Here is a 22,531-nt window from a genome sequence, read left to right as displayed (position 1 = left end):
TCACTGGCGCCCGAGCCGCGCCCTGATCCGCTCGAGCAGCGCCAGCAGGATGCGCCTTTCGTCTGCCGACAGATCCTGCAGGATTTCATGTTCGAGCGCCGATTGCCGCGGCGCGAGTTCCTCCAGCATCGCCCGGGCCTTCGACGTTGCGGTGACGATCTGCGACCGCCTGTCGTCGAGCGAGGGCGACCGCTCGACCCAGCCGCCCCGGACCATGCGATCGACGAGCTGGCCCGCAGTGGCCGGGCCGACCTCAAGTCGGTCGGCCAGATCGCCGATGGTCAGCCCGGGCGCATCCTCGACATGCGCCGCCGCCATCCAGGACAGGCGGGTCAGGCCGCTGTCGCGGATGCCTTGGTCGATCCGCTGCTGGATGAGCTGCGCGACCCGGTGGATCGTCGTCCCGATCAGCGCGATGTCCGAAGAGATCATAGGTATCCTTCCTCTGGTTGCATGAGACATAGGATAGACCGCATTCCATCCAAAGCGCAATGCACGCATCATATATGCTTGCATAATAAATGGAACCGCCTATCTTGATGGGCGGTCTCCGAACCCACATCCGGCCGGCACCGTTGCCCGGTCCCTCCATGCCGACGGTTCGGGGGCATCGATCAGCAACAGGAGGCCAGTAATGCTCTACCCGACATATCTGCGCCGCAGCGATCCCTTTGCGCTGATGCGCTCCATGATGCGCGATCTCGACCGCGGTTTCTGGCCGCCGGCCCGCGCGGCGTTCCCGGCGGTGAATGTCTGGCAAGGCCCTGAGGCCGTTGCCATCGCCGCTGAACTTCCCGGCATCGAACCGGGCGACATTGAGATTTCGGTTAAGGACAACGTCCTGACGCTTTCGGGCGAACGCAAGGCGCCCGAGGTTCCCGACGGTGCGCGCTGGCACCGCAACGAACGCGGTTTCGGCAGGTTTTCCCGCACTATCCGCCTGCCGTTCGCGGCCTCGGATGACAAGGTCGAGGCGAGGATGACGAACGGCGTGCTGCGGATCGTCATCTCCCGGCCCGAGGAAGAAAAGCCGAAGAAAATCGAGATCAAGGCAGCCTGAGAGGAGCTGGAACGATGAGCACCGACATCACGCAAGCCGCCGAAAAGACGCCGACCGACTCGCCCGAGACCACCGGCGGCGGACGCATCTACCGCCCGTTGACCGATATCGTCGAGACCGATCAGGGTGTCTCCATGATGCTTGAAATGCCTGGGGTCGCCGCCGATGCGGTCGAGATCACGCTCGAAAATCGTGTGTTGACGATCCGCGGCAAAGTTGACCCGGTGCGGCCGGAAAACCTCGAACTTGCCTATGCCGAATATGGCGAGGGCGATTTCGAGCGTGCCTTCACGCTTTCCGAGGACTTCGACCCCAACAGGATCGAAGCCGAGATGCGTGGAGGTGTCCTCACCCTGACGCTCCCCCGAGCCCCTGAAGCGCAGCCGAAAAAGATCGCCGTCAAGGGCGCCTGAAAACCGAAGGAGACCATATCATGCAGATCAAAGACCTCATCCCCTGGGCGCGCAAGGACGGCGCGCCAGATGCCAAGAGCAGCGAAGACAACCCGATCGCGACACTCCAGCGCGAAATGAACCATGTGTTCGAGAACTTCTGGAACCGTGTCGGTCATTTCGAATGGCCCTTTGGCAGCGGCGAAGCGAAATCCGACGTGGTCGAGACCGACAAGGCGATCGAAGTGTCGATCGAGCTGCCGGGCATGGAGATGAAGGACATCGAGGTGACGGTCAACGATGACATGTTGACTGTGAAGGGGGAGAAGAAGATCGAGCGGCAGGAGGAGAAGAAGGGGTATTACCTTTCCGAGCGCAGCTACGGCGCAATCTACCGGACAATTCCGCTCCCTCCCGGTGTGGATGGCGAAAAGGCGCAGGCATCCTTCAAGAACGGGGTTCTGACGATCAAGCTGCCCCAGACTCCCGAGGCGCAGGCGAAGGTCAAGCGCATCGAGGTCAAGAACGGCTGATTTGCCACATTGGGTGTCGCCGGTTTGCGGCGTCCCCTCCGCTCCGTGCGATATCGCACCGTCTGGCAAAGCCCCGGGGAGCTTGTCTCTCCAGGGCGGCTTTCGAGAGGCAATCTCGAAAGACTTGCAACGATCCGGGCTGACCCGTGAACAATGGTCGGCGATGACGCTCTACGAGAAGTTCGAGCAAGTTGTCATCTTCGTCCTCAGCGTCATCATTGCGGCGATCGTCGTGGCGTCGGTCTGGGCGCTGATGCGCGAAGTCGTGAACCGCTTGCTTCTGGGGGCATTCGACACTCTCGACTACGCCACCTTCCAGGTGGTGTTCGGCATGATCTTCACCGTGGTGATCGCGCTCGAGTTCAAGCGCTCCCTTCTTGTTGCGACCGAACGCAGCTTCGGGATCCTCCAGGTCCGCACGATCGTGCTGATCGCGCTGCTGGCCATCGCGCGCAAATTCATCATCCTGGACCTCGGCGAGACGGAATCATCCAAGATTGCCGCACTCGCGGGCGCGGCGCTTGCGCTCGGCGCTGTCCACTGGCTGGTGCGCGATCAGGACCGGCGCGAACTCGGAGGCCACGAGACGCGATGACCGCGGCCTCCGCCCGCCACCGTCTGCTCAATCTCGTGCAATCGGCGCTGCTGCTCGGCCTCATGGCGGCGCTCGCCTGGGTTTCGGTCACCGTGATCCTGGGGCCCGGAACGGGGCTGCTCGTCGCGCTCGGCATGGTCGCCGGCCTGTTTCTGGCCCCCGACCTGTCCCGACGAATGCTGCTGTCGGCCTATCGCGCCCAGCGTCTGACGGGGCGCGAGGCCCCCGGTCTCATCGCAGCACTTGCCGAGCTCGCCCGCCGCGCCGGCCTGCCGCGCACCCCGGCGCTTTATCGCGTCCCGAGCCGGCTGCCGAACGCCTTTGCCATGGGCAGCCCCGAGGACAGCACGATCTGCGTCACCGACGGGCTGCTCGAGATCCTCGACGGCCGCGATCTTGCCAGCGTCCTCGCGCACGAGATCGGCCACATCGCCCATCGCGACCTCTGGGTCATGGGGCTCGCAGATGTGATGTCGCGGCTGGTGTCGCTGGCAAGCTGGATGGGACAGTTGCTTGTGCTGGTGAACCTGCCGCTCGTGATGGCGGGCATGGTCCATGTGCCCTGGTCGGTCGTGGTGCTCCTGATCTTCGCGCCCACGCTGATGGCGCTGATCCAGCTCGGGCTGTCGCGCACCCGCGAATACGATGCAGACCGGGTGGCGGCGGACCTGACCGGCGACCCCGAGGGGTTGATCGGCGCGCTCGGCAAGCTCGAGCGCCGCGTCGGCCGGTTCTGGGAGGACATCTTCCTGCCCGGCAGACGCATCCCCGAACCCTCGCTGCTGCGGACGCATCCGCCGGTGGAAAGCCGGATCGCGAGGCTCCGCGCGCTGGCCCCCAGCCGAACGCTTTCCGTCCCGCCGATGGCCGGGCACGCGATGCCCGCACTGACGTCGCCACAGGCTCAACCGCGGTTCAGGTCCTTCGGATTTTATTGGTAAGGCAGCCGGACGGCTGACGGAAACGCACGTAAGTAATTGCTTTTTTAAGTAAATCAGTGGAGAAGGTTGTCTTTCAGACCCATCCCCTCCGCCACTTGCACATTGCAAACCCGAAAACAGGTCCCTCGCGGGGCCTTTTTCTTTATGTGTCAAAGGGGCAAAAGGGGTTGAAGAATTTCACGACGGGGATGTGATCCACATCACGTTGGCGACCATTGGCCAGAAGCCGGTCGCGCTGTGTTCCGGTCAGGAGGATCATGCCGCGACCCTCCCTTCGATTGCAGCCGGAACCGGCTCCCCGGCATCTTCGGCCGGCAGATGCGACAGCAGCCAGTCGGCCGCCTTGCTGGCCTGAGAAGCTGCGCGGACGATGGCGCGGTTGTCCTCGCGCAGCACCTCCAGCCAGGAGCCGATATAGTCGGCATGGCGCACGGTCGGCGCGATACCAAGCGAGGCGCAGCAGAATGCCGCGTTCATCTCCGCCACCAACTCCTCGAATGCGTATTTCTTCGTGCCGAAACTGCCCGAGAAATCCCGCCCCAGGCGCGAGGCATGGCCTGTGGCGTGACCGAGCTCATGCAACGCCGTCCGGTGCCAGTTGATCGGCTCGAAATAGGCTTGCGGTGGCGGGACCATCACGAAGTCCTGTGATGGAACGTAGAAGGCGCGATCCCCGCCGATGCGAAAGTCGATGCCGGTGGCCCGGATCAACGCCTCCACCCGCGGTTCGATCATGCCGGGCGGCGGGGGCGGTGCCTCCACCGCGATGTCCTCGGGCAGGCCCTCGCATTGCGCGGCATTGAAAACGGTGAAGCGCTTCAGGAACGGGATGCGTCCCGGCTCATCGCCGGTCTCGCGGGCGCGGCGCTTCTCGTCCTCGGGGGTGAAGCGGTCGGCATAGACCACGGTGGTGCCACGCTCGCCCTTCATGACATTGCCGCCGAGAGCCGCCGCCTGGCGATATGTGAGCCAGTGCTGGGAAGGGTAGCCGTGCTGGACCACGGCGCCCCAGAGGATCAGGATGTTGATCCCGGAATATTGCCGCGAGGTCGCGGCGTTCTTCGGCATGGCAAGCGACGCCTTTGCCGCCGCAGTCCCCCAGGGCTGGACCCACGGCAACCGCCCTTGCTCCAGCTCTGCCATGATCTTGCTGGTAATGTCGTCGTAAAGATTGCTGCGCGCGCCATCGGCAGCGTGATCCTGTCTGGCCATCGGGATGATCTCCGCGACGGGCGCCGGAGACCTCTTCTCCAGCCCTCAACCCGTCACGGAAAGCCCGCCCGCACTCGAACTCTCAGGGGGCGTTGCGGGGCAGGCTGTGCAGAAACTCGTCTGACCGCGTCCGGAAAGGTCTTCAGAGACGCGTCATTTCGTGAGCGATGATGTCGGAGTGCTAAAGCGTTCAGGTCGCGGCCGTCAGATTGACCCGCTGCATAAGGGCCTCGCTACTCTCCTTGCGTTCGGAATAGCGGTCGGTCAGGTAGGGTGAGACATCGCGCGTTAGCAGCGTGAACTTCACCAACTCCTCCATCACGTCGACCACTCGATCATAATAGGATGATGGTTTCATCCGGCCCGCCTCGTCGAATTCCTGAAAGGCTTTGGCGACGGAGGACTGGTTGGGGATCGTGACCATCCGCATCCAGCGGCCGAGCACACGCATTTGGTTGACGGCGTTGAAGCTCTGCGAGCCGCCCGATACCTGCATCACCGCAAGGGTCCGGCCCTGCGTTGGACGAACTGCACCTACTGAGAGCGGAATCCAGTCGATCTGCGCCTTCATCACCGCACTCATCGCGCCATGCCGCTCGGGGCTGGTCCAGACCTGTCCCTCGGACCAGAGCGAGAGTTCACGTAATTCCTGCACCTTGGGATGATTGATCTCAGCCCCATCCGGCAGCGGCAGGCCGACCGGATCGAAGATGCGTGTTTCCGCCCCGAAATGTTTCAGCAGACGCTCGGCCTCGAATGTCAGGAAACGGCTGTAGGATCGGTCGCGGAGCGAGCCGTAAAGCAGCAGGATACGCGGCGGATGGGTTGAGGGGGCCGCTACGCGCAGCCGACCAAGGCTGGGAGTATCAACGCAGCCGGCATCGAGATTGGGAAGATCGTCCGGCATCAACGCAGTTCTTTCGCGAGTTCGGATACCTTGCCGCCACGCTCATACCAGCCTTTGGAGCGGTTCACGATCCAGACAACCGAGAGCATCACCGGTACTTCGATCAGCACCCCGACGACGGTTGCGAGCGCCGCGCCCGAGTGGAAGCCGAACAGGCTGATGGCGGCAGCAACCGCCAGTTCGAAGAAATTCGACGCCCCGATCAGCGCCGAGGGGCCCGCCACGCAATGCTGCTCGCCGGCCATCCGATTGAGCAGATAGGCAAGCCCGGAATTGAAATAGACCTGAATCAGGATAGGCACCGCCAGCAGGCCGATAATCGCCGGCTGCGCGATGATCTGTTCGCCCTGAAAGCCGAACAGCAGCACCAGCGTCGCCAGCAGCGCAACGAGGGAGGCCGGGCCGAACTTTGCAAGAAGTCGGTCAAGCGCTGCCTGCCCGCCATTCGCCAGCATCCGGCGACGGATGATCTGCGCGATGATAACGGGAATGACGATGTAGAGCACGACCGACAGGACCAGCGTCCCCCACGGCACGGTGATGGCGGACAGGCCCAGCAGCAGGCCGACAATCGGCGCGAAGGCAACGACCATAATGGCGTCATTGAGGGCAACCTGGCTCAATGTGAAATGCGGCTCACCCTTGGTCAGGTTCGACCAGACGAACACCATGGCCGTGCATGGCGCGGCGGCAAGGATGATGAGGCCAGCGATATAGCTGGCGATCTGCTCCGCCGGTAGGTATGGCCGGAACAGCCAGCCGATGAACAACCAGCCCAGCAGCGCCATCGAGAAGGGTTTTACGGCCCAGTTGATGAACAGCGTCACGCCGATACCGCGCCAGTGCCGCCCGACCTCGCCCAATGCTGCGAAGTCGATCTTGAGCAGCATCGGGATGACCATGAGCCAGATCAGCACCGCCACCGGCAGGTTGACCTTGGCAATTTCCATTGCGCCGATGGCATGAAAAGCGCCCGGGAGAAAATGGCCGAGCGCAATGCCAACGACGATGCACAATGCGACCCAGAGGGTGAGGTAGCGTTCAAAGGTGGACATGGAACTCCCTCAGGCCGTTGCCACGCGTCGGCCGTGGCCGTCGATCACGCGCTCGCCGCCTTCCTTGGCGAACGCGCCACGCTGCGGCGGCAACAGGTCGAGCACGTCCTCGGACGGCCGGCAGAGCTTGACGCCCTTCGGGCTGACGACGATGGGCCGGTTGATCAGGAGAGGATGCGCCATCATGGCATCGAGCAATTGCGCGTCGCTCAGAGCCGGGCCGCCAAGGCCCAGTTCCGCATAGGGCGTGCCCTTCTCGCGCAGCAGTTCCCGCACCGATATGCCCATGCGCGCAATAAGTCGGGTCAGCAACTCGCGCGACGGCGGTGTCTTCAGATATTCGATGACATGCGGCTCGACGCCCGCATTGCGGATCATCGCCAGCGTGTTGCGCGAGGTGCCGCAATCGGGATTGTGATAGATGATGACGTCCATGGCCGGCTTCACGCTGCGCTGTTGCGTGGAGACGACGCGCCATCGGACTGGCCGATCTCGGTCAGTTTGGTGCGCAGCGACGCCTTGTCGAGACTGGCGACCGGCAGGGACGTGAAAGCCGAGATGCGGTTCTTCAAGAAGCGGAAGGCCGCAACGAAGGCGGCTTCCTTCTGGATGTCCGTTCCATCGACGGCCGCCGGATCTTCAATACCCCAATGGGCGGTCATGGGCTGGGCGGGCCAGACCGGGCAGGCTTCGCCGGCAGCGTTGTCGCAGACGGTGAACACGAAATCCATGAACGGTGCATCGGGCCCCGCAAACTCCTCCCAACCCTTCGTGCGGAAGCCTTCAGAGGGGTAGCTGAAACTCTTCAACATCTTCAACGCAAAGGGATTGATCGTCCTCTTGGGCTGCGATCCGGCGGAGAAGGCGCGAAAGCGACCCTCGCCATCCTTGTTCAGGATGCTTTCCGCGAGGATCGAGCGCGCCGAATTGCCGGTGCAGAGGAACAGAACATTGTAGATGCGGTCAGTCATGGGCGGCCTCTTTGGTGGCGAGGGTTTGCGGTGGGCAGCAAGGGGAAAGATCGGCGATCAGCGGCGCGCAGATCTCGGGGCGACCGCCGCAGCAATCCTTGACGAGAAAGCTGGCGAGCGCCCGCACGGCGTCGAGCCTTGCCCGATAGATGATCGACCGGCTGTGCCGCTCCGCCTCGATCAGGCTGGCGCGCGTCAGCGTCGCCAGATGTGTGGACATGGTATTGTGGGGGACATCTAACCTGCGGGCGACCTCGCCTGCGGGCAACCCATCCGGCTCATGCTCCATCAAGAGACGGAACACGTCGAGGCGGGTCGGTTGCGCGAGCGCGGCGAAAGCGAGGATGGCGTTATCTGATTCCATATGTCGAGACTAATCGACATATGGACAAGCGTCTAGGCAGGGACGGTCCGAAATTTCCGCCTCGTCGTGCAGTTGGACCGCGCCGCCGAGCGGTGAGAACGGGAAGCCCAGGACCGCAAAAGGCCAAACGCTTCGCCATGACAGCCTTCCAGCCTTCAAGAACACCTAGTGCGATGGTCGCAGCAAAGAGCCGCTCATCCTGGCTGTCAGATTTCCCGAACCACCTCTGACGAAGCTGCCCGGCAACTCAGCCTCGGCCTGCCGGACCTGTGAGGAACGGAGTGGGCTGAGGGGGCACCGTCAGGACCAGCGGCCACCATCGGCGCGACCAATTTTCTCGCATTGCCATGCGCGGCGTCTCCGCGTTAGACTGACCTCAGGACATGGCTGGAACGTCGCGCTGTGCGAGCAGATGTTCAAATCTCTTGGCGAGCCGCAAATTCGCACATCGTCGCGCCAGTATTTTTGCGACGCCATGCTGCTCAGGACTGCGCCAATGCCCGACCCCGCCCTCCATTCCCCGCCAAACGCCGCCGGGTGCTTCTCTGTAACACACTGGAATTGCAGTGCAGTCTTTGTGCGGGACCGTCATGGATCGGCGCAGGAATGGCACGGCAACGACAAACCACAGCATCGAAGCTTCGGCTGGTCACGGAGACCACGGATGAAGCCGTGGCGCGCATTGCTGGCACCCACAAGCCCGACCCCCGCCTCGCCGATCTCGTCCGGCAACTCGCCCGACAGGCAGCGCGCGATTTCGTCCAACAGGAGACGGCCCGTTTGGCGGGCGACCGCCTCCCCGACTGAGGTGTCCGCATGAAGGTCGCGCTCTACGCCCGCTACTCCTCCGACAACCAGCGCGACGCCTCGATCGCCGATCAGCTGCGTATGTGTCGCCTGCGCGCCGAAAAGGAAGGCTGGACCGTCGTCGAGGAATACACCGATCACGCCATCTCCGGCGCCAGCATGATCCTGCGACCGGGCGTCCAGGCCCTGATCTCCGATTCCCTGCGCGGCCGTTTCGACATGATCATGGCCGAGGCCATGGACCGGCTATCGCGCGACCAGGAGGATATCGCCGGCATCTTCAAGCGCATGACCTATGCCGATGTGAAGATGTTCACCCTGTCCGAGGGCGAGATCACCCATCTGCATGTCGGGTTGAAGGGCACGATGAACGCGCTGTTCCTGAAGGATCTAGCCGACAAGACCCGTCGTGGGCTGCGCGGCCGCGTCGAGGATGGCAAATCCGGAGGCGGTCTCTGCTACGGTTATGACGTGGTGAAGAAGTTCGATGATCGTGGGGAAGCCATCCGGGGCGATCGGACCATCAACGAGACCGAGGCCGGGATCGTGCGACGCATCTTCGCCGATTATCTTGACGGAAAGTCCTCGCGCACGATCGCCATGTCGCTGAACCACGAAGGCGTGGCAGGGCCGCAGGGCAGTGAATGGGGGCCATCGACGATCCACGGCAACCCGAAGCGCGGCACCGGCATCCTGAACAACGAGCTTTACATCGGAAAGCTTGTGTGGAACCGGCTACGCTATATCAAGGATCCCGACACTGGCCGGCGCGTATCCCGCCTGAACCCGGAAAGCGAATGGGTCGTCCATGAGGTGCCTGACCTGCGGCTCATCGACCAGGACATCTGGGATGCGGTCAAGGCACGGCAGAGCCGCCTCGCCTACGATGTGGTCGAGACCAGCCCGAATCCCCTGAACGACCGGCGTCGCCCGAAGCACCTCTTCGCTGGCCTCGTCAAATGCGGCTGCTGCGGTGGCGGCTATACGATGATCTCGAAGGATCTGCTCGGCTGCGCGACGGCGCGCAACAAGGGCACTTGCGACAACCGGCTCAACATCCGGCGCGACGCGCTGGAAGCCTCGATCCTCAACGGGCTACGCAAGCATCTGATGGATCCCGCGCTGTTCAAGGAGTTCTGTACCGAGTTCACCAGGGAGGTGAATCGGCTACGCATCGAGCGCGGCGCCGATCTGGAGGGTTGGAAACGGGAACTGGAGCGTGTCGACAAGGAGTTGGACAAGATCGTCGACGCGATCGTGCAAGGCTTCCCGTTATCGAAGCTGAAGGACAAGTCCGAGAAGCTGGAAGCCCGCAAGGCTGAACTGACGGAGAAACTGGCCAACGCGGACGAGCCGCCTCCCCTGCTGCACCCGAACATGGCGGCACTCTACGCGCAGCGGATCGGCCAACTCTACGAACATCTGCAAGATGAAGACGGTCGTACTCACGCTGCCGAGACCTTTCGGTCGCTGGTCGATCAGGTGACGCTGGTTCCCGACAATGGCGAGCTAGCCATCGTCCTGCGCGGCGACCTCGGTGCGATCCTGCGGTTTACAGCGGGCAAGAAAAACCCCGACTTCCTTGCGGAGGCCGAGGCTTTGGACAACCTGCTATCGCAGGGATCGTTGGTTGCGGGAGCATGCATCCATCTTCACCTGCTGTTCCGGACGGCGGCATAAGTGCCGATCCTTGCCAAGGTTGGGGTCGAGGGTTCGAGCCCCTTCGCCCGCTCCCGTTCTTTTAAAAAAATCAACGGCTTAAGCGAGAGTCGCCTGTGGGCGGCCTTTACTTTTTTGGCTTGGTCAACACATGGTCAACACGGCGATGAATCGTAATCGTCCAAATGTTTCATAGTATCCGCCATGGCAAACAGTTCTGGAGGGCGGGGCTGTGGTTGTGCAGGGACCAAACGACCGAAAAGGTGACCGGATCTGCCTCGTCGGTGATCGGTAGGAAGTCGATCTCGGCCACGAATGCAACCGGCTTAATCTAATTCTCTTTCTCTAACTCCAGCGTCGCTTTTCGGTAGAGGCAGGTTGCGACATGAGCCGATGATGCATCGGCATGACGTACAAATTTCATGTAGCAGGTCGCAAGAAGCGGCTCACCATCGTTGTGATCAGCTTCCTGCTTTCCTCGAAACCAATGTCGGACGCCATCAGCGGCAGCATCGGCGCGGCATCAAGGATGGCCACCAGAACCGCGCTTGTGTGCTTCGGGTCAAGATCGGGATCGACCTCTCCACGCGATTGACCGGCTTTCAGGGTCTCCATCAGGAGCGCCCGCACGCCATCGGTATTCTCTTTGAGGATAGCGCGGATTCTTTCGTTACGTCCCGCTTCTGCCAGCAATTCAAACAGGATGCGACAATGGGTGAGGTCGTCCCACCCCTTCATGCTCCAAAGTTCCGATAGCAACACGGTCGCAGTTTGCTCGGCTTCTGCATGACCGCTGAAATGGGCGTGGAGTTGCGACAGGTATTCGTCGGCCATCTGTTCGATGATCGCGTCCTTACTCGGAAAGTAGTGATATAGGTGGCCGGGGCTCATGCCCGCCTCCTTACAGATCATCGAAATCGACGCGCCTTGCAGCCCGTGGCGCAGGAAGCAGCGGTGCGCCGCCGCGAGAATCTCCTGCCGTTTGCCTTCGTGCTGTTCGGGAACGAGCTTGCGGACCATGGGGCCTCCATAATCATAGAATGATCGCTCTAATATAGCTTGACCTTGCCGCAATCATAACTAGAGTGATCACTCAATCTATGTTGGAACGGCCAGCGGGTCCAGCACAATGCGGCCTCGGCCAATCCGCTTTCTCGAAGGTGCGAGGTGTCATGAACAAATCCCTGCCTGTCATATCGTCCATCCTGGCCTGGCTTCTGGCTGCATTCTTTCTGTTCGGGGCGTATGGAAACGCCTTCATTTCCGAAGAAAACGCCGCGGCCTATGCGGCCTGGGGCTACCCCGGCTGGTTCCACTACATCACGGCTATCCTCGAGCTAGCGGCCGGGCTGCTGCTGATACGGACAGCCACACGTCCCCTTGGGGCCGGGCTGGGCGCGATCGTGATGGCAGCCGCCACCCTCACAACGCTGCTGAACGTGGACTACGGCCATTCGGTCGCTCCAAGCATCGTGTTGCTCGTCTCTCTCATTGTGCTGGGCTTGTCGTTGATCGTGCGGCGCACGGCAGCTTGGTAACTCTCATCACCGAGGCAAACTTCCATGAACGACTCACCTACACCGGCCCAATCGGCCGATCCCAAAAACACGCCAGCATCCCATGCGGACGGCTGGTCCGATCTTCTATCCGGGCGTCATCTCGCCATCGTTCTGGTCATGGCGAGCGGTGTCCTGCTCTATGCCATGAACCTCTATTTCACCGCCGCTCTGATGCCGTCCATCGTCGCTGATATTGGCGGACAGCAATATTATGCGTGGGTGACGACAGCCTTCGTCATCTCGGCCATCGTGGCCTCCCTATTCGTCAGCCGTATCCTCGACTGGAAGGGACCGGCGCTTGCCTATGTCGCGGCCTTCGCCGTCTTCGCGCTCGGCGCAGCGGCCAATGCCGCCAGCCCGACGATGGAACTGCTGATCGTCGGCCGAGTGGTGCAGGGGCTCGGTGGCGGATTGCTGGCCGGCCTTGGCTACGCAGTGATCCGCGCAGCACTTCCCGGACGTCATTGGGCACGGGCAACCGGCGTCGTATCGGCCATGTGGGGCCTGGGCACGCTGTTCGGGCCGGCGCTCGGCGGCGTGTTCGCGGAACTCGGACTCTGGCGCTGGTCATACGGTGCGCTTGCTGTGGTTTCGCTGCTGTTCGGAATTATTGCACACCGAGCGTTTGGACGCATGGCCGGTTCGGGGCATCGTTCGCCCGTTCCCGTCGCCTCTCTCATTCCGCTTGTCCTTGCGGCCATCGCTATTAGCCTCAGCGCCATCGTGCCGATAGGCTGGCCGACGCTGGCCATGGTCGGAATCGGCCTTGTGCTGCTCTGGCTGTTCGTCGTCGTGGAGCGGCGGGCGAAAGAGACTATCCTTCCCCACATCACCTATCGTCGCGGCAATTCACTGAAATGGATCTATCTCACGGTCGCGGCTCTGAGCGCGGGCGTGATGGTAGAGAACTTCATCCCGCTGTTTGGCCAGAAACTGGCTGGGCTATCCCCGCTGATCGCCGGATTTCTCGGGGCGGTTCTGTCGCTGGCTTGGGTCATCGCGCAGCTCTTTGTCGTGTCGGTCAAAAGTGAGAGCGGCCGCCGTCGCGCCATCCGTCTCGGCCCGTTACTGCTGACAGCTGGGTTGATTGCCTATGGCCTGCTGCAAGTCGCGGCTGCCGATATGACTATGGTGCTGATCTGGGCGGCCGTCCTCGCGCTTGCCGGGGTCGGCATCGGACTGGCTTGGCCGCTGCTGGGAGTTGCCGCGATGAGCAGCACCCATGATCCCGCCGAGGGTGGCAAGGCGGCGGCTGCGATCACCATCACGCAGCTTATTGCTTTCTCGATCACCTCTGCGCTCGCAGGCACGCTGATGGCCGCAGGCGGGGAATCTGCGGTGGACTCCGCACGCTATATTACGCTCGGCATCGCGCTCCTTACCCTGCTGGGTATCTTCGCCGCAGGCGTGGCAACGAGAAAGTAGTGAGCCACCATGCGACGGCGGCATTTGAAAAATGCGCAACCGGGTCGATCGCCCCAATTAGTTGGCGGCCGCATTCCCATGGCGTCGCTAATCCAGACAATCGCCGTCGCCGAACACCTGAGTTTTCACCGTGCCCCACGGGCGCGTGGCATCAGCCAGTCCAGTGTCCGCGCAGGGATCAAGGCGCTGGAAGAAGACCTCGGCATCCTCGTGTTCGAAGCAACACAAGAGTCGTTCGGCTCTCATCTGATCGGCTCATGAATCTACAGCGCCGACCGTGGGCAAATCGTGCGCGCGGTAGGCGGCATGGCTGTAGCTCAACGCATAACAAACCTGACGTCGCTCGTGTTCGCGTACCCTCCGCCAATCGCAACATTCAGGGATACGTAGCTTAACGCTGTCTGCTGGACGGCTCTAGCAAGATCGGCTTGTGCGTCGGCGACAGATCGCTGAGCATCCAGAACTTCGAGAAGGGTTGAGACGCCGTTCCGGTAATTGGTCGTCGCGATAGAAAGAGCGTCTTTGTAGGATTCAACGGCTTTTCTCAGTGTGGCTTCCTGCTGCATGCTGCGTTTTATGGCTGCCAGTGCGCTCTCAACCTCTTCAACTGCGACCAGAACAGTCTCTTTCCATTCAAGATATTGCTCCTTGGCTGCGGAGTTGGCGATGGCCACATTTGCGCGCAAGCGGCCACCGTCGAGGATTGGCAAAACCAGCGTTGGCCCGAAGGACCAGACGTTCAAGGAACCACTCGACCCACCATTGAGAAAGGTGTAGCTGGGAGAAATCGATCCGCTCAGCTGAATACTCGGATAGAGTTGCGATTCCGCGACGCCTATTTTCGCGACCGAGCTGGCCAAGCGCCGTTCTGCCGCCCGGATATCGGGGCGATTGCGCAGCAGATCGGCAGGAATGCCACTGCGCGCAACCGCACGTGCGACGGGTTGCCTGGCCCCTTTTTGAAGCTCGCTAATTAAAGATGAAGCAGGCAACCCCAAGAGTGTTGCTATGCGATGAGCTGATCGACGGAAATTGATCTCCAGTTCAGGAATTTCGGCCAGTGTCAACTGGACGAGTCCTTCTGCTTGCGTAACGTCCAATCGCGACGTCGCACCTGCTGCCAACTGCTGTTTCGTTAGCGCAAGTGTTTCTCGACGCGACTTGAGATTCTGGCGCGCGATCTCGATGCGCTCCTGATAATATCGAAGATCAACATAGGCTGAGGTCAATTGCGATATGAACGCAAGGCGCTGAATGTTAATGTCGGCATAAGCCGCATCGAGCGAAGCGGAAGCACTTTCTTTTGCGCGACGATATTGCCCGAAGAAGTCGACAAGCCAACTGACGCCAAGTCCGCCGGCGGTGATGTTCTTCATGGGTTGATCGGCATTGAACAGACTGCCCTTCTGCTCGCTAGTAGTGTTGCTCGCGGAGGCTATCAGGCTCGGGAGAGCTCCAGAGCCGGCTACGATGACATCCGCCTGCGCCTGGTTGATCCTCTCGATCGCCTGCTGCACCGTCAAGTTCTGTTCCAGCCCCAGGGCGACGTAGCGATTGAGGCGAGCATCGCCAAATGCATTCCACCATGCGGCCAGTGCCATATTTCCATTGCTTGCCACGGAGCCTTCCCCAAACTTATCTGGCAAAGCAATTTGTGGGGCTTCGTGATCGGGGCCAGTGACGCAGCCGGCGAGGAATATTAGTATAATAGGCACAACGTAATTTGTGGTTCTCATAAAGATCTCTCACTAGAGTTGCGCTGAGTCTAAGTGAGCAGTCAGGCTTGCGCCGCCCGCCTGCGGTCATTTCTTCAGCGCATCAGAATCGTTTTTGATTGTGGGAGCGATCGCATTCGGTCTCGGGTCTTACGACCAAACTGGATGCGATCGCCGTGAATTGTTTATGGTTGCTGTTTCAGGACAGCCCCTTCAGTGCTCATGCGCCTTTCGCGGCGGGTCGCAAATTTCCGCACGACGACGTAGAACACCGGCGTCAAGAGCAGGCCGAAGAGCGTGACGCCGAGCATGCCTGCGAACACGGCAATGCCCATGACATGCCGCATTTCGGCGCCGGCGCCGGTTGCGATGACAAGTGGAACGACACCGGCGATAAATGCGAGTGATGTCATCAGGATCGGCCGCAGGCGGAGCCGGGCCGCTTCGAGCACGGCATTCAATGGATCGACGCCTTCATCATCCTTCGCTCGCGCGAACTCCACGATCAGGATGGCGTTCTTGGCGGCTAAGCCAACCAGCACCACAAAGCCGATCTGGGTGAAGATGTTGTTGTCGCCGCCGGTCAACCAGACGCCCGCGATGGCCGATAGCAACGCCATTGGCGCGATCAGCAGCACAGCGAACGGCAACGACCAGCTGTTATACTGCGCAGCGAGAATGAGGAACGCGAGCAGAACGGACAGCGGGAAGATGTACATTGCTGTGTTTCCAGCCTGCTTCTCCTGATAGGCAAGCTCGGTCCACTCGAAGGCCATGCCGGGCGGCAAAGTCTCCGTGATGATCCGTTCTATCGCAGCAGTTGCCTGTCCGAACGAGTAGCCGGGTGCAGGCCCACCGCTGATATCGGCCGACGGGAAGCTGTTGTAATGCATCACCCGGTCTGGCCCCGAACTGTGCTCGATCGTTAGCAGAGCCGACAGCGGAATCATTTCGCCCGTTGCGTTTCGCACCTTCAGGCGGCCGATGTCCTCCGGCTGCATGCGGAAGGGGGCGTCCGCCTGGACGACGACACGATAGGTCCGGCCAAAGCGATTGAAGTCATTCGCGTAAAGCGAGCCAAGGTTGACCTGCAACGTTTCGAATATGGTGTTGAGCGGCACACCCTGCGACTTGGCCTTCACCCGGTCGATGTCCACTTGCACCTGTGGCGCATTTACCTGGAAGCTCGCAAGCATACCGGCCAGCTCCGGTGCTTGCATCGCCTTTGCCATGATTGCACCCTGCGCCTTAGCAAGCTCTTCAAAACCAAGTCCCGCCCGATCCTCGATCTGGAGCTTGAAGCCGCCGGTCGAGCCGAGGCCTGGAACGGGTGGCGGCGGGAAGATACCGGCGAAGCCATCGGGTATCTGGCTGAACCTGCCCATCAGGCGGCCTGCGATGGCGAAAGCAGACATCGAGGGGTCCTTGCGTTCGTCAAAAGGCTTGAGCATCGTGAACATAACGGCGGCATTGGGAATATTGACCATGCCATTGACGGACAGACCCGGAAATGCCACGACACTCTCCACGCCCGGTTCGGCGAGAGCGATCTCCGACATTTCCTTGACGACTGCCTCGGTCCGGTCGAGCGAGGCTCCGGTCGGCAGTTGGGCGATGCCGACGAGGTAGTATTTATCCTGAGCCGGGACAAATCCGCTGGGTACAGACTGGAAACCCATCCATGTCAAACCCAACAGGCCGACATAGACGATCAGAACGAGCGAGCTTACCCTCAGGGCACGGCGCACGGACCAGACATAAGCATTCGAGGCCGTGTCGAAGAAGCGGTTGAACAGCCTGAAGAACCAGCCGAACAGACCATCAATCACCCGGGTCAGGAGATCACGTTTCACCTCGCCGTGGTGCGGCTTCAGGAGCACGCCTGCAAGCGCCGGAGAGAGAGTGAGGGAGTTGACCGCCGACAGGATGGTCGAGATTGCGATCGTGAGCGCGAACTGGCGATAGAATTCGCCTTGCAGGCCGGACAGGAATGCTGATGGGATGAACACGGCCGACAGCACGGACGTAATGGCAACGATCGGCCCGGTCACTTCGTCCATGGCCTTGCGCGCCGCTTCCTTCGGCGTTTCGCCAAGCGCGATGTGCCGCTCGACATTTTCGACGACCACGATGGCGTCGTCGACCACGATTCCGATGGAAAGTACGAGACCGAACAGCGACAGTGTGTTCAGCGAGAAGCCGAACATATACATTAGCGCGAATGTGCCGACCAACGATATCGGGACCGCAACGAGCGGAATGATCGAAGCCCGCCATGTCTGAAGGAAAAGCACGACGACGATCACGACCAGGACGATGGCTTCGAGCAGCGTCATCACCACGGCCTCCAGAGACGCCTTGACGAAGACGGTGGGGTCGTAGGCAATGCGGTATTCTATTCCCTCGGGAAAGCCTTTCTGCAGTTCTTCCATGGTGCTGCGAACAGCGCTCGCCACGTCGAGTGCGTTGGCGCCCGGGCTCTGGACGATCTGCATTGCGAGCGCCGGCTTGCCGTCGAGAAGACTGCGCAGCGCGTAAGCGTCTGCGCCGAGCTCGATACGGGCAATATCGCGTAAACGGGTAATCTGGCCATCGCTGCCCGTCTTGACAACGATGTCGCCGAACTGCTCCTCGCTTGAAAGCCTGCCGAGCGTGTTGACCGTGACCTGGAACGCAGCCGAGGCATCTGGCTGCTGGCCTACCGATCCTGCGGCCACCTGAGCGTTCTGCTCGCGAATTGCCGCCACCACGTCCGAGGCGGTCAGACCACGCGCTGCCACCTTGGCCGGATCGAGCCACACCCGCATGGAATACTCGCCAGCACCCCAGACGAGTACATCACCCACACCTGACAGCCGCGCAAGCTGGTCGCGTACCTGCAAGGTGGCGAAGTTCGACAGGTAAAGAGGATCGTAGCGATCATCGGGTGACACGAGATGAACGACCATCAGGATGTCGGGCGAAGTCTTCTGCGTCACGACGCCAATACGCTGAACCTCCTGTGGCAGACGCGGAAGCGCGCGCGAGACGCGATTCTGCACCTGGATCTGCGCCATGTCGGGGTCGGTGCCCTGTTGGAAGGTCACAGTAAGCGTCATGCGCCCGTCGGTCGCCGCCTGCGAGCTCATATAGAGCATGTTCTCAACGCCATTGATCACCTGCTCCAGCGGCGCGGCAACCGTTTCTGCAATCACTTCGGGACTGGCGCCTGGATAGCTTGCGGTGACTTGTACCGTCGGCGGGGTCACCTGCGGATATTCGCTCAATGGCAGTTTCAGGAGCGTAAGGCCACCGCCGATCAGCATCAACACGGACAGGACGACCGCGAAGATGGGACGGTCGACGAAAAAGCGTGGAATGTTCATCGACGCGCCTCCTGCGATGCAGCCGCCGCCCGGTCGCCATCGACGGATTGGCCCGGCGACATCGAAACCGTCTGCGGGTCAACTTGCATTCCGGGGCGGACCAGCCCCTTGATGATGATTTTCTCGCCTGGCTTGAGGCCGCTGGAGACAACGCGCAAACCATCGATCATCGGCCCCAATTCAACCGGTCGGTACTCAGCCTTGTTCTCGGCTCCGAGAGCTAGAACGTAGCGGCGTCCCTGGTCGGTACCGATTGCCTGTTCGTCGATGAGCACGGTCTGAGCCGGTTCGGCGGTAACGAGCTTCACTCGTGCGAAGAGGCCAGGCGTCAGCCGGCCATCCGGGTTCTTGACAACCGCCCTGGCGCGGATCGTTCCCGTACTCCGGTCGACACGGTTGCCGAGAAAGTCGAGTTCGCCGGCATGTGGGAAGCCCGTATCGGTCATCAAACCGACCTGCACCGGAAGCTTGCCGCCAACCCTCTCCGAGTCTGATGCGCGTGCACGAGCGACGAATCCGAGATAGGTGGCTTCGTCGATATCGAAATAGACATAGAGCGGATCGGTCGAGACGATCGTGGTGAGCAGGGTCGCAGCCCCTGCATTGCCACCGGTGACGAGATTGCCTTCTGTCACGAGAACACGGTCGACCCGCCCAGCGATCGGTGCCGTGACGCGCGTGAACGACAGATCAAGTTCCGCGGCCGCAACGGCAGCCTTGGCGATTTCTACTTGGGCTTGGCGCTGACGGCGTGCTGCCTGCGCGTCATCGAAGGTCTTGCGCGACACGGTCCCATTCGGAGCCAGTGTTTCGGCCCGCCGGAAATCGATTTCGGCCTGATCGAGCAGAACCTTTGCCTGCTGCAACTGGGCTTTGGCTCCGTCCAGCGCAACCTGGAATGGTCTCGGATCGATCTGGAAGAGAAGCTCAGCCGGTCGCACGAGGCCGCCTTCGGGAACGCTGACGGCGTCGATTGCGCCGCCGACGCGCGGACGCAGTTCGACGGCCCTGGTCGCTTCGAGATGGCCGGTGAACTCCGCGGACGGCGCGACCTTGCGCGTGATGACTTCGGCGACGGGGACCTGTGGGGCAGGCATTTGAGCCGGCTGTGCAGCGGCTTGTGGCACGGTAGCCGACGAAACGCGTACCAGTAGATTTTCGGCGTATTGTTCTAATTCTTCGCGATAGACAGTGCCAAGAGTACCACCCGCGACGACCGCCCCAACAAGCATCAGGGTGGTGGCTTTATGACTCATTATCGTTCTCCTTCATAAGGGCACACCACCTCACAGCGTGAGACGGCGGTGACTTTTTACGAAGGTGCGGTTTCCAACCATGGGAAGGTCAAGAGCCGAGAAATAATTTTTTAGAAGAAGCTCTTGACGTGAGTTATCAAGTGTTTGATCAGGTCGTCAGCAAAGCTGATTTCTCCGATGCGCTCGGTCGGGAGGAGTTCGTCTTTGCTTCTTAGGAACGGCCGTGCGGAACGCCTCAGCGGCCGGAAATTCGCTAACGAAGCGTGACCGGCGGCTTTCCCAAATCAAATAATCAGTGGCTTTCGGCGGGCGCTAGGGCGCGAGAAGGCAAGCCTTTGTCCCAGCGCCCCGCGGCGGAATATGTGCCCCTGAAAAGCAGGAGCCGGCGGTGCAACGCCACAACAGAGCCATGTATCCTAATTAGCACGCCGCGATTATTTTCGCGGCGGGCCTTTGTTTCATGTGCCGATCCAAAACTTAGGCTCGAACGTCAATCGTACCCATCATTCCGAGCTGTTCGTGCTCGAGGATATGGCAGTGATACATGCGTGGTCCCGGCAGATCTTGGCGCAGCAGAATCCGAACCGTCTCTCCGGCCACGATGTTCACGGTATCCTTCCATGCGCGATAGGCTGGCCTGGTGACCTTTCCGTCCTTCTCGTGCTCGATTATCTGGAACTGCGTCCCATGCACATGGAACGGATGGTCCATATCCGCTTCGTTGACGACTTCCCAAAGTTCGACTTGTCCGACTTTCGAAACTACGTCTATGCGGTTCATGTCGAAGCTGGCACCGTTGATCAGGAACTTCATCTCCATGCTGTCGGAAGACATCGACATGTTGGAGTGATCCATGCCCTGCATCGACATGTTACTATGGTCCATACCGCCCATGGATTCCGTCAGCACAAAACGACGCGTGACAACCGGATTCTCAAGAGCTTCGATGGTGCGTAGCTTTGCCGGCAACGGAGGTATTGCGCTTGCCGGCGCATCTGATACGTGTGCCGTCAACAGGGTCATGTCGGCCTCGTTCGGCTTACCCGGCCCCATCCAGCCGCGCTCATATTCGAGCGTCGTGAGCATGGCCATTCCCGGTTTGTCGAAAGAAACAATCAACTCAACGCGTTCGGCCGGCGTGAGCAGCAGCTCATCGACGGCGACAGGGGCTTCGATTAGGCCACCATCCGTTCCTATGACGGTCATGCTCGCATTCTCGAACTTGAGCCGTAGGAATCGCGCGTTCGTCGCGTTAAAAAGGCGCAAGCGACGCTTCTCTCCAACTGCAACAGCCATCGTCGGGTTCTTCTGCCCATTAACGAGCACATGATCGCCAACGCGGCCGTTCATCAGATCAGCCATCGTGCTTTCCGGCATTGTCCCGTCGGCGGCGATCCTGAGATCGGTGAGCATGAGGATCGTGTCGCCATACTCCGACGGGATGGGATCGTCCTTTGGCTTGACCAGAAAGACACCAGCGAGTCCGCGGTAAACCTGCTCGGCGGTCAAACCATGAGGATGGGGATGGAACCAGTAAGGTGCCGCACTGCCTTCCGGCAGATCAAACGCATAAATACGGTCACCACCCGATACCACCGGGTCCATCGGATTGCCATCCTGGTCGGCCGGCACCGGCATGCCATGCCAGTGAATCGTCGTGGGTTCGCCTGGAATTCCGTTCTTGAAGCTGATCTCGACTTTGTCACCCTCACGTGCTTCGATTACGGGATTGGTGCCATTGTAGAGAAGCACAGGCGTATCGAGCCCTTCGGCGAACCGCATGGTGCCTGGTTCTGCTGCGAGCTTTACCTTGAATACGCCCGGTGCGGCCGACTGATTGGACAGGCGTGGCAGCTCCTTGAGCGGATGTCCCTCCGGCAAAACCGGGTTGGCGTTTGTGGGAGGCACGGCGTGATTACCGTGGCCATCCATGCCGCCCATATCGTGCTTTTGAGCTATTGCAGGCCCGGCCACGACGAGGCCCCCAAGGCTTGCCAGAAAAGTACGCCTTTGCATCGATCGTCTTCCTTTCGGTCGTTTGACAGTCAACGGCGACGCCGTCCAACCATGTCTTATGCATTTTTCATGGGGGAAGGCCGCTCCTGAGAGCCGCTCCCGTTGTCACTGACCGCGTTTTGCCAGCCATTCGCGCATCATGGCGATTTCGCCTTCCTGGGCGGTAATCACGCCCTCGGCGAGCTTACGGACTTCCGGATCCGTTCCGTGTTCGAGCACGCCGCGCGCCATATCAATCGCACCCTGGTGGTGCGGGATCATGCCGCGCATGAAATTCTCGTCCGCATCACCCGTGAACTCTATGGCCATATCGGCGTGCATCTTGTCGTTGACATCTTGATAGGCGCGAATGACAGGATTGTCGGAAGGCGTGCTTGCGCCGTGACCGGCATGTTCACCGCGGTTCATAGTTGCTCCTTGTTCTTGTTCGCCAATCTGCGATTGCGCGTAGGCGAGACCGCCGGCAACAGCTAGCGCGCCGGCGATAAAAATCGGGGTGAGTTTGTTCATGGCTCTGCTCTGATCATAAGGTTCTCAAGGCCGTGCCCGGCGTTTTTGCGGTCGCGGGATAACCGGCTTCTTCGAGAACCTGCTGAATAGCCCCCGCACTAGCAGTCGTCTCAACCTTGACCGCCCGCGCCTCCGGATTCGTCTCCACCCTGGCGGTGGGGTCGACTGACTGGATCGCCTTGGTGACGG

At 60.9% G+C, this 22,531-nt stretch carries 23 protein-coding genes and 1 pseudogene; 10 read left to right on the top strand and 14 right to left on the bottom strand.

Annotated elements, in window-relative coordinates:
* On the bottom strand, positions 1-432 hold the full coding sequence (locus ABWW28_RS22020; RefSeq protein WP_353392147.1) for a MarR family winged helix-turn-helix transcriptional regulator: 432 nt from the start codon (positions 430-432) through the stop codon (positions 1-3).
* Between the two features lie 202 nt (positions 433-634).
* On the opposite strand from ABWW28_RS22020, the gene ABWW28_RS22015 reads away from it, so the two are divergent.
* The 5 genes from ABWW28_RS22015 to ABWW28_RS21995 all read left to right on the top strand — a co-directional run bounded on the left by ABWW28_RS22015 (position 635) and on the right by ABWW28_RS21995 (position 3,521).
* The gene (locus ABWW28_RS22015; protein ID WP_185926886.1) at positions 635-1,060 is read left to right on the top strand and encodes an Hsp20/alpha crystallin family protein; all 426 of its coding nucleotides are present in this window, start codon (positions 635-637) and stop codon (positions 1,058-1,060) included.
* Positions 1,061-1,074: 14 nt separating this feature from the next.
* The gene (locus ABWW28_RS22010) at positions 1,075-1,473 is read left to right on the top strand and encodes an Hsp20/alpha crystallin family protein (RefSeq protein ID WP_028713488.1); all 399 of its coding nucleotides are present in this window, start codon (positions 1,075-1,077) and stop codon (positions 1,471-1,473) included.
* 20 nt (positions 1,474-1,493) lie between these two features.
* Positions 1,494-1,985 (top strand): Hsp20/alpha crystallin family protein, encoded by a 492-nt coding sequence (locus tag ABWW28_RS22005; protein WP_086466662.1) that lies wholly within the window; start codon positions 1,494-1,496, stop codon positions 1,983-1,985.
* 163 nt (positions 1,986-2,148) lie between these two features.
* Positions 2,149-2,580, top strand: coding sequence for a phosphate-starvation-inducible PsiE family protein (locus tag ABWW28_RS22000; protein ID WP_353392143.1), 432 nt, complete (start codon positions 2,149-2,151; stop codon positions 2,578-2,580).
* Positions 2,577-3,521, top strand: coding sequence for a zinc metalloprotease HtpX (locus ABWW28_RS21995; RefSeq protein WP_353392141.1), 945 nt, complete (start codon positions 2,577-2,579; stop codon positions 3,519-3,521). Before ABWW28_RS22000 ends, ABWW28_RS21995 begins: the two co-directional genes overlap by 4 nt.
* 163 nt (positions 3,522-3,684) lie before the next feature.
* On the opposite strand, the pseudogene ABWW28_RS21990 reads toward ABWW28_RS21995, so the two are convergent.
* The 7 genes and pseudogenes from ABWW28_RS21990 to ABWW28_RS21960 all read right to left on the bottom strand — a co-directional run.
* Positions 3,685-3,780, bottom strand: a pseudogene (locus tag ABWW28_RS21990) (DUF2958 domain-containing protein); the annotation flags it as partial.
* The gene (locus ABWW28_RS21985) at positions 3,777-4,733 is read right to left on the bottom strand and encodes an ArdC family protein (protein ID WP_058097816.1); all 957 of its coding nucleotides are present in this window, start codon (positions 4,731-4,733) and stop codon (positions 3,777-3,779) included. The gene ABWW28_RS21985 and the pseudogene ABWW28_RS21990, both read right to left, overlap by 4 nt.
* A 190-nt stretch (positions 4,734-4,923) precedes the next feature.
* Positions 4,924-5,640: an arsenical resistance protein ArsH gene (gene arsH / locus ABWW28_RS21980; RefSeq protein ID WP_353392139.1), complete on the bottom strand. Its 717-nt coding sequence runs from the start codon at positions 5,638-5,640 to the stop codon at positions 4,924-4,926.
* Positions 5,640-6,695 carry an ACR3 family arsenite efflux transporter gene (gene arsB / locus ABWW28_RS21975; RefSeq protein ID WP_058097818.1) on the bottom strand — a complete coding sequence of 352 codons (1,056 nt, stop codon included), beginning with the start codon at positions 6,693-6,695 and terminating at the stop codon, positions 5,640-5,642. Before arsB ends, arsH begins: the two co-directional genes overlap by 1 nt.
* Positions 6,696-6,704: 9 nt before the next feature.
* On the bottom strand, positions 6,705-7,130 hold the full coding sequence (gene arsC, locus ABWW28_RS21970) for an arsenate reductase (glutaredoxin) (protein WP_058097819.1): 426 nt from the start codon (positions 7,128-7,130) through the stop codon (positions 6,705-6,707).
* An 8-nt stretch (positions 7,131-7,138) separates the two neighbouring features.
* A complete protein-coding gene (locus ABWW28_RS21965; protein WP_058097820.1) occupies positions 7,139-7,666 on the bottom strand; it encodes an arsenate reductase ArsC in 528 nt (175 codons plus the stop codon).
* Positions 7,659-8,030: an ArsR/SmtB family transcription factor gene (locus tag ABWW28_RS21960; RefSeq protein WP_058097821.1), complete on the bottom strand. Its 372-nt coding sequence runs from the start codon at positions 8,028-8,030 to the stop codon at positions 7,659-7,661. The genes ABWW28_RS21965 and ABWW28_RS21960 overlap by 8 nt, the downstream gene beginning before the upstream one ends.
* Positions 8,031-8,636: 606 nt before the next feature.
* On the opposite strand from ABWW28_RS21960, the gene ABWW28_RS21955 reads away from it, so the two are divergent.
* Together ABWW28_RS21955 and ABWW28_RS21950 are read left to right on the top strand one after the other, a co-directional pair.
* Positions 8,637-8,837 carry a hypothetical protein gene (locus ABWW28_RS21955; RefSeq protein WP_066816365.1) on the top strand — a complete coding sequence of 67 codons (201 nt, stop codon included), beginning with the start codon at positions 8,637-8,639 and terminating at the stop codon, positions 8,835-8,837.
* A 9-nt stretch (positions 8,838-8,846) separates the two neighbouring features.
* Entirely contained in the window at positions 8,847-10,517 is a 1,671-nt protein-coding gene (locus tag ABWW28_RS21950; RefSeq protein WP_353392135.1) for a recombinase family protein, read from the top strand.
* 399 nt (positions 10,518-10,916) lie between these two features.
* Here the strand turns inward: ABWW28_RS21950 and ABWW28_RS21945 are convergent, their stop codons facing one another.
* A complete protein-coding gene (locus ABWW28_RS21945) occupies positions 10,917-11,516 on the bottom strand; it encodes a TetR/AcrR family transcriptional regulator (RefSeq protein ID WP_100653185.1) in 600 nt (199 codons plus the stop codon).
* Positions 11,517-11,668: 152 nt separating this feature from the next.
* On the opposite strand from ABWW28_RS21945, the gene ABWW28_RS21940 reads away from it, so the two are divergent.
* The 3 genes from ABWW28_RS21940 (at position 11,669) to ABWW28_RS21930 (ending at position 13,741) form a co-directional block, all read left to right on the top strand.
* A complete protein-coding gene (locus tag ABWW28_RS21940; RefSeq protein ID WP_100653183.1) occupies positions 11,669-12,034 on the top strand; it encodes a DoxX family protein in 366 nt (121 codons plus the stop codon).
* 24 nt (positions 12,035-12,058) lie between these two features.
* Entirely contained in the window at positions 12,059-13,480 is a 1,422-nt protein-coding gene (locus tag ABWW28_RS21935; protein ID WP_100653182.1) for an MFS transporter, read from the top strand.
* A gap of 78 nt (positions 13,481-13,558) precedes the next feature.
* Positions 13,559-13,741 carry a helix-turn-helix domain-containing protein gene (locus tag ABWW28_RS21930; RefSeq protein ID WP_196108457.1) on the top strand — a complete coding sequence of 61 codons (183 nt, stop codon included), beginning with the start codon at positions 13,559-13,561 and terminating at the stop codon, positions 13,739-13,741.
* Positions 13,742-13,797: 56 nt separating this feature from the next.
* Here ABWW28_RS21930 and ABWW28_RS21925 read toward each other — a convergent pair whose 3' ends face one another.
* The 5 genes from ABWW28_RS21925 to copM form a co-directional block, all read right to left on the bottom strand.
* Positions 13,798-15,216 carry an efflux transporter outer membrane subunit gene (locus ABWW28_RS21925; protein ID WP_313014867.1) on the bottom strand — a complete coding sequence of 473 codons (1,419 nt, stop codon included), beginning with the start codon at positions 15,214-15,216 and terminating at the stop codon, positions 13,798-13,800.
* Between the two features lie 164 nt (positions 15,217-15,380).
* Positions 15,381-18,560: an efflux RND transporter permease subunit gene (locus ABWW28_RS21920; RefSeq protein ID WP_353392132.1), complete on the bottom strand. Its 3,180-nt coding sequence runs from the start codon at positions 18,558-18,560 to the stop codon at positions 15,381-15,383.
* On the bottom strand, positions 18,557-19,816 hold the full coding sequence (locus ABWW28_RS21915) for an efflux RND transporter periplasmic adaptor subunit (RefSeq protein ID WP_100653174.1): 1,260 nt from the start codon (positions 19,814-19,816) through the stop codon (positions 18,557-18,559). The genes ABWW28_RS21920 and ABWW28_RS21915 overlap by 4 nt, the downstream gene beginning before the upstream one ends.
* A gap of 477 nt (positions 19,817-20,293) precedes the next feature.
* On the bottom strand, positions 20,294-21,832 hold the full coding sequence (locus ABWW28_RS21910; RefSeq protein ID WP_100653173.1) for a multicopper oxidase family protein: 1,539 nt from the start codon (positions 21,830-21,832) through the stop codon (positions 20,294-20,296).
* Between the two features lie 105 nt (positions 21,833-21,937).
* Complete coding sequence (gene copM, locus ABWW28_RS21905; RefSeq protein ID WP_100653171.1) at positions 21,938-22,342, bottom strand: CopM family metallochaperone; 405 nt, start codon at positions 22,340-22,342, stop codon at positions 21,938-21,940.
* Positions 22,343-22,531: the final 189 nt, after the last annotated feature.

The organism is Brucella sp. NBRC 14130, assembly GCF_040371715.1.
Classification (GTDB): Bacteria; Pseudomonadota; Alphaproteobacteria; order Rhizobiales; family Rhizobiaceae; genus Brucella; species Brucella intermedia.
Note: the sequence above shows the minus strand (reverse complement) of the source record. Positions and strands in the feature narration are given on the sequence as shown.

What these genes read in the sequence shown, in the direction of transcription:
- ABWW28_RS21955 (WP_066816365.1), top strand. Translation starts at nt 8,637, where the DNA reads ATGGCACGGCAACGACAAACCACAGCATCGAAGCTTCGGCTGGTCACG.
- ABWW28_RS21950 (WP_353392135.1), top strand. Translation starts at nt 8,847, where the DNA reads ATGAAGGTCGCGCTCTACGCCCGCTACTCCTCCGACAACCAGCGCGAC.
- ABWW28_RS21985 (WP_058097816.1), bottom strand. Translation starts at nt 4,733, where the DNA reads ATGGCCAGACAGGATCACGCTGCCGATGGCGCGCGCAGCAATCTTTAC.
- ABWW28_RS21915 (WP_100653174.1), bottom strand. Translation starts at nt 19,816, where the DNA reads ATGAGTCATAAAGCCACCACCCTGATGCTTGTTGGGGCGGTCGTCGCG.
- ABWW28_RS22015 (WP_185926886.1), top strand. Translation starts at nt 635, where the DNA reads ATGCTCTACCCGACATATCTGCGCCGCAGCGATCCCTTTGCGCTGATG.
- ABWW28_RS21960 (WP_058097821.1), bottom strand. Translation starts at nt 8,030, where the DNA reads ATGGAATCAGATAACGCCATCCTCGCTTTCGCCGCGCTCGCGCAACCG.
- arsH (WP_353392139.1), bottom strand. Translation starts at nt 5,640, where the DNA reads ATGCCGGACGATCTTCCCAATCTCGATGCCGGCTGCGTTGATACTCCC.
- ABWW28_RS22010 (WP_028713488.1), top strand. Translation starts at nt 1,075, where the DNA reads ATGAGCACCGACATCACGCAAGCCGCCGAAAAGACGCCGACCGACTCG.
- ABWW28_RS22020 (WP_353392147.1), bottom strand. Translation starts at nt 432, where the DNA reads ATGATCTCTTCGGACATCGCGCTGATCGGGACGACGATCCACCGGGTC.
- ABWW28_RS22005 (WP_086466662.1), top strand. Translation starts at nt 1,494, where the DNA reads ATGCAGATCAAAGACCTCATCCCCTGGGCGCGCAAGGACGGCGCGCCA.
- ABWW28_RS21925 (WP_313014867.1), bottom strand. Translation starts at nt 15,216, where the DNA reads ATGAGAACCACAAATTACGTTGTGCCTATTATACTAATATTCCTCGCC.
- copM (WP_100653171.1), bottom strand. Translation starts at nt 22,342, where the DNA reads ATGAACAAACTCACCCCGATTTTTATCGCCGGCGCGCTAGCTGTTGCC.
- ABWW28_RS21920 (WP_353392132.1), bottom strand. Translation starts at nt 18,560, where the DNA reads ATGAACATTCCACGCTTTTTCGTCGACCGTCCCATCTTCGCGGTCGTC.
- ABWW28_RS22000 (WP_353392143.1), top strand. Translation starts at nt 2,149, where the DNA reads ATGACGCTCTACGAGAAGTTCGAGCAAGTTGTCATCTTCGTCCTCAGC.
- ABWW28_RS21965 (WP_058097820.1), bottom strand. Translation starts at nt 7,666, where the DNA reads ATGACTGACCGCATCTACAATGTTCTGTTCCTCTGCACCGGCAATTCG.
- ABWW28_RS21910 (WP_100653173.1), bottom strand. Translation starts at nt 21,832, where the DNA reads ATGCAAAGGCGTACTTTTCTGGCAAGCCTTGGGGGCCTCGTCGTGGCC.
- ABWW28_RS21995 (WP_353392141.1), top strand. Translation starts at nt 2,577, where the DNA reads ATGACCGCGGCCTCCGCCCGCCACCGTCTGCTCAATCTCGTGCAATCG.
- ABWW28_RS21940 (WP_100653183.1), top strand. Translation starts at nt 11,669, where the DNA reads ATGAACAAATCCCTGCCTGTCATATCGTCCATCCTGGCCTGGCTTCTG.
- ABWW28_RS21945 (WP_100653185.1), bottom strand. Translation starts at nt 11,516, where the DNA reads ATGGTCCGCAAGCTCGTTCCCGAACAGCACGAAGGCAAACGGCAGGAG.
- ABWW28_RS21935 (WP_100653182.1), top strand. Translation starts at nt 12,059, where the DNA reads ATGAACGACTCACCTACACCGGCCCAATCGGCCGATCCCAAAAACACG.
- arsB (WP_058097818.1), bottom strand. Translation starts at nt 6,695, where the DNA reads ATGTCCACCTTTGAACGCTACCTCACCCTCTGGGTCGCATTGTGCATC.
- ABWW28_RS21930 (WP_196108457.1), top strand. Translation starts at nt 13,559, where the DNA reads ATGGCGTCGCTAATCCAGACAATCGCCGTCGCCGAACACCTGAGTTTT.
- arsC (WP_058097819.1), bottom strand. Translation starts at nt 7,130, where the DNA reads ATGGACGTCATCATCTATCACAATCCCGATTGCGGCACCTCGCGCAAC.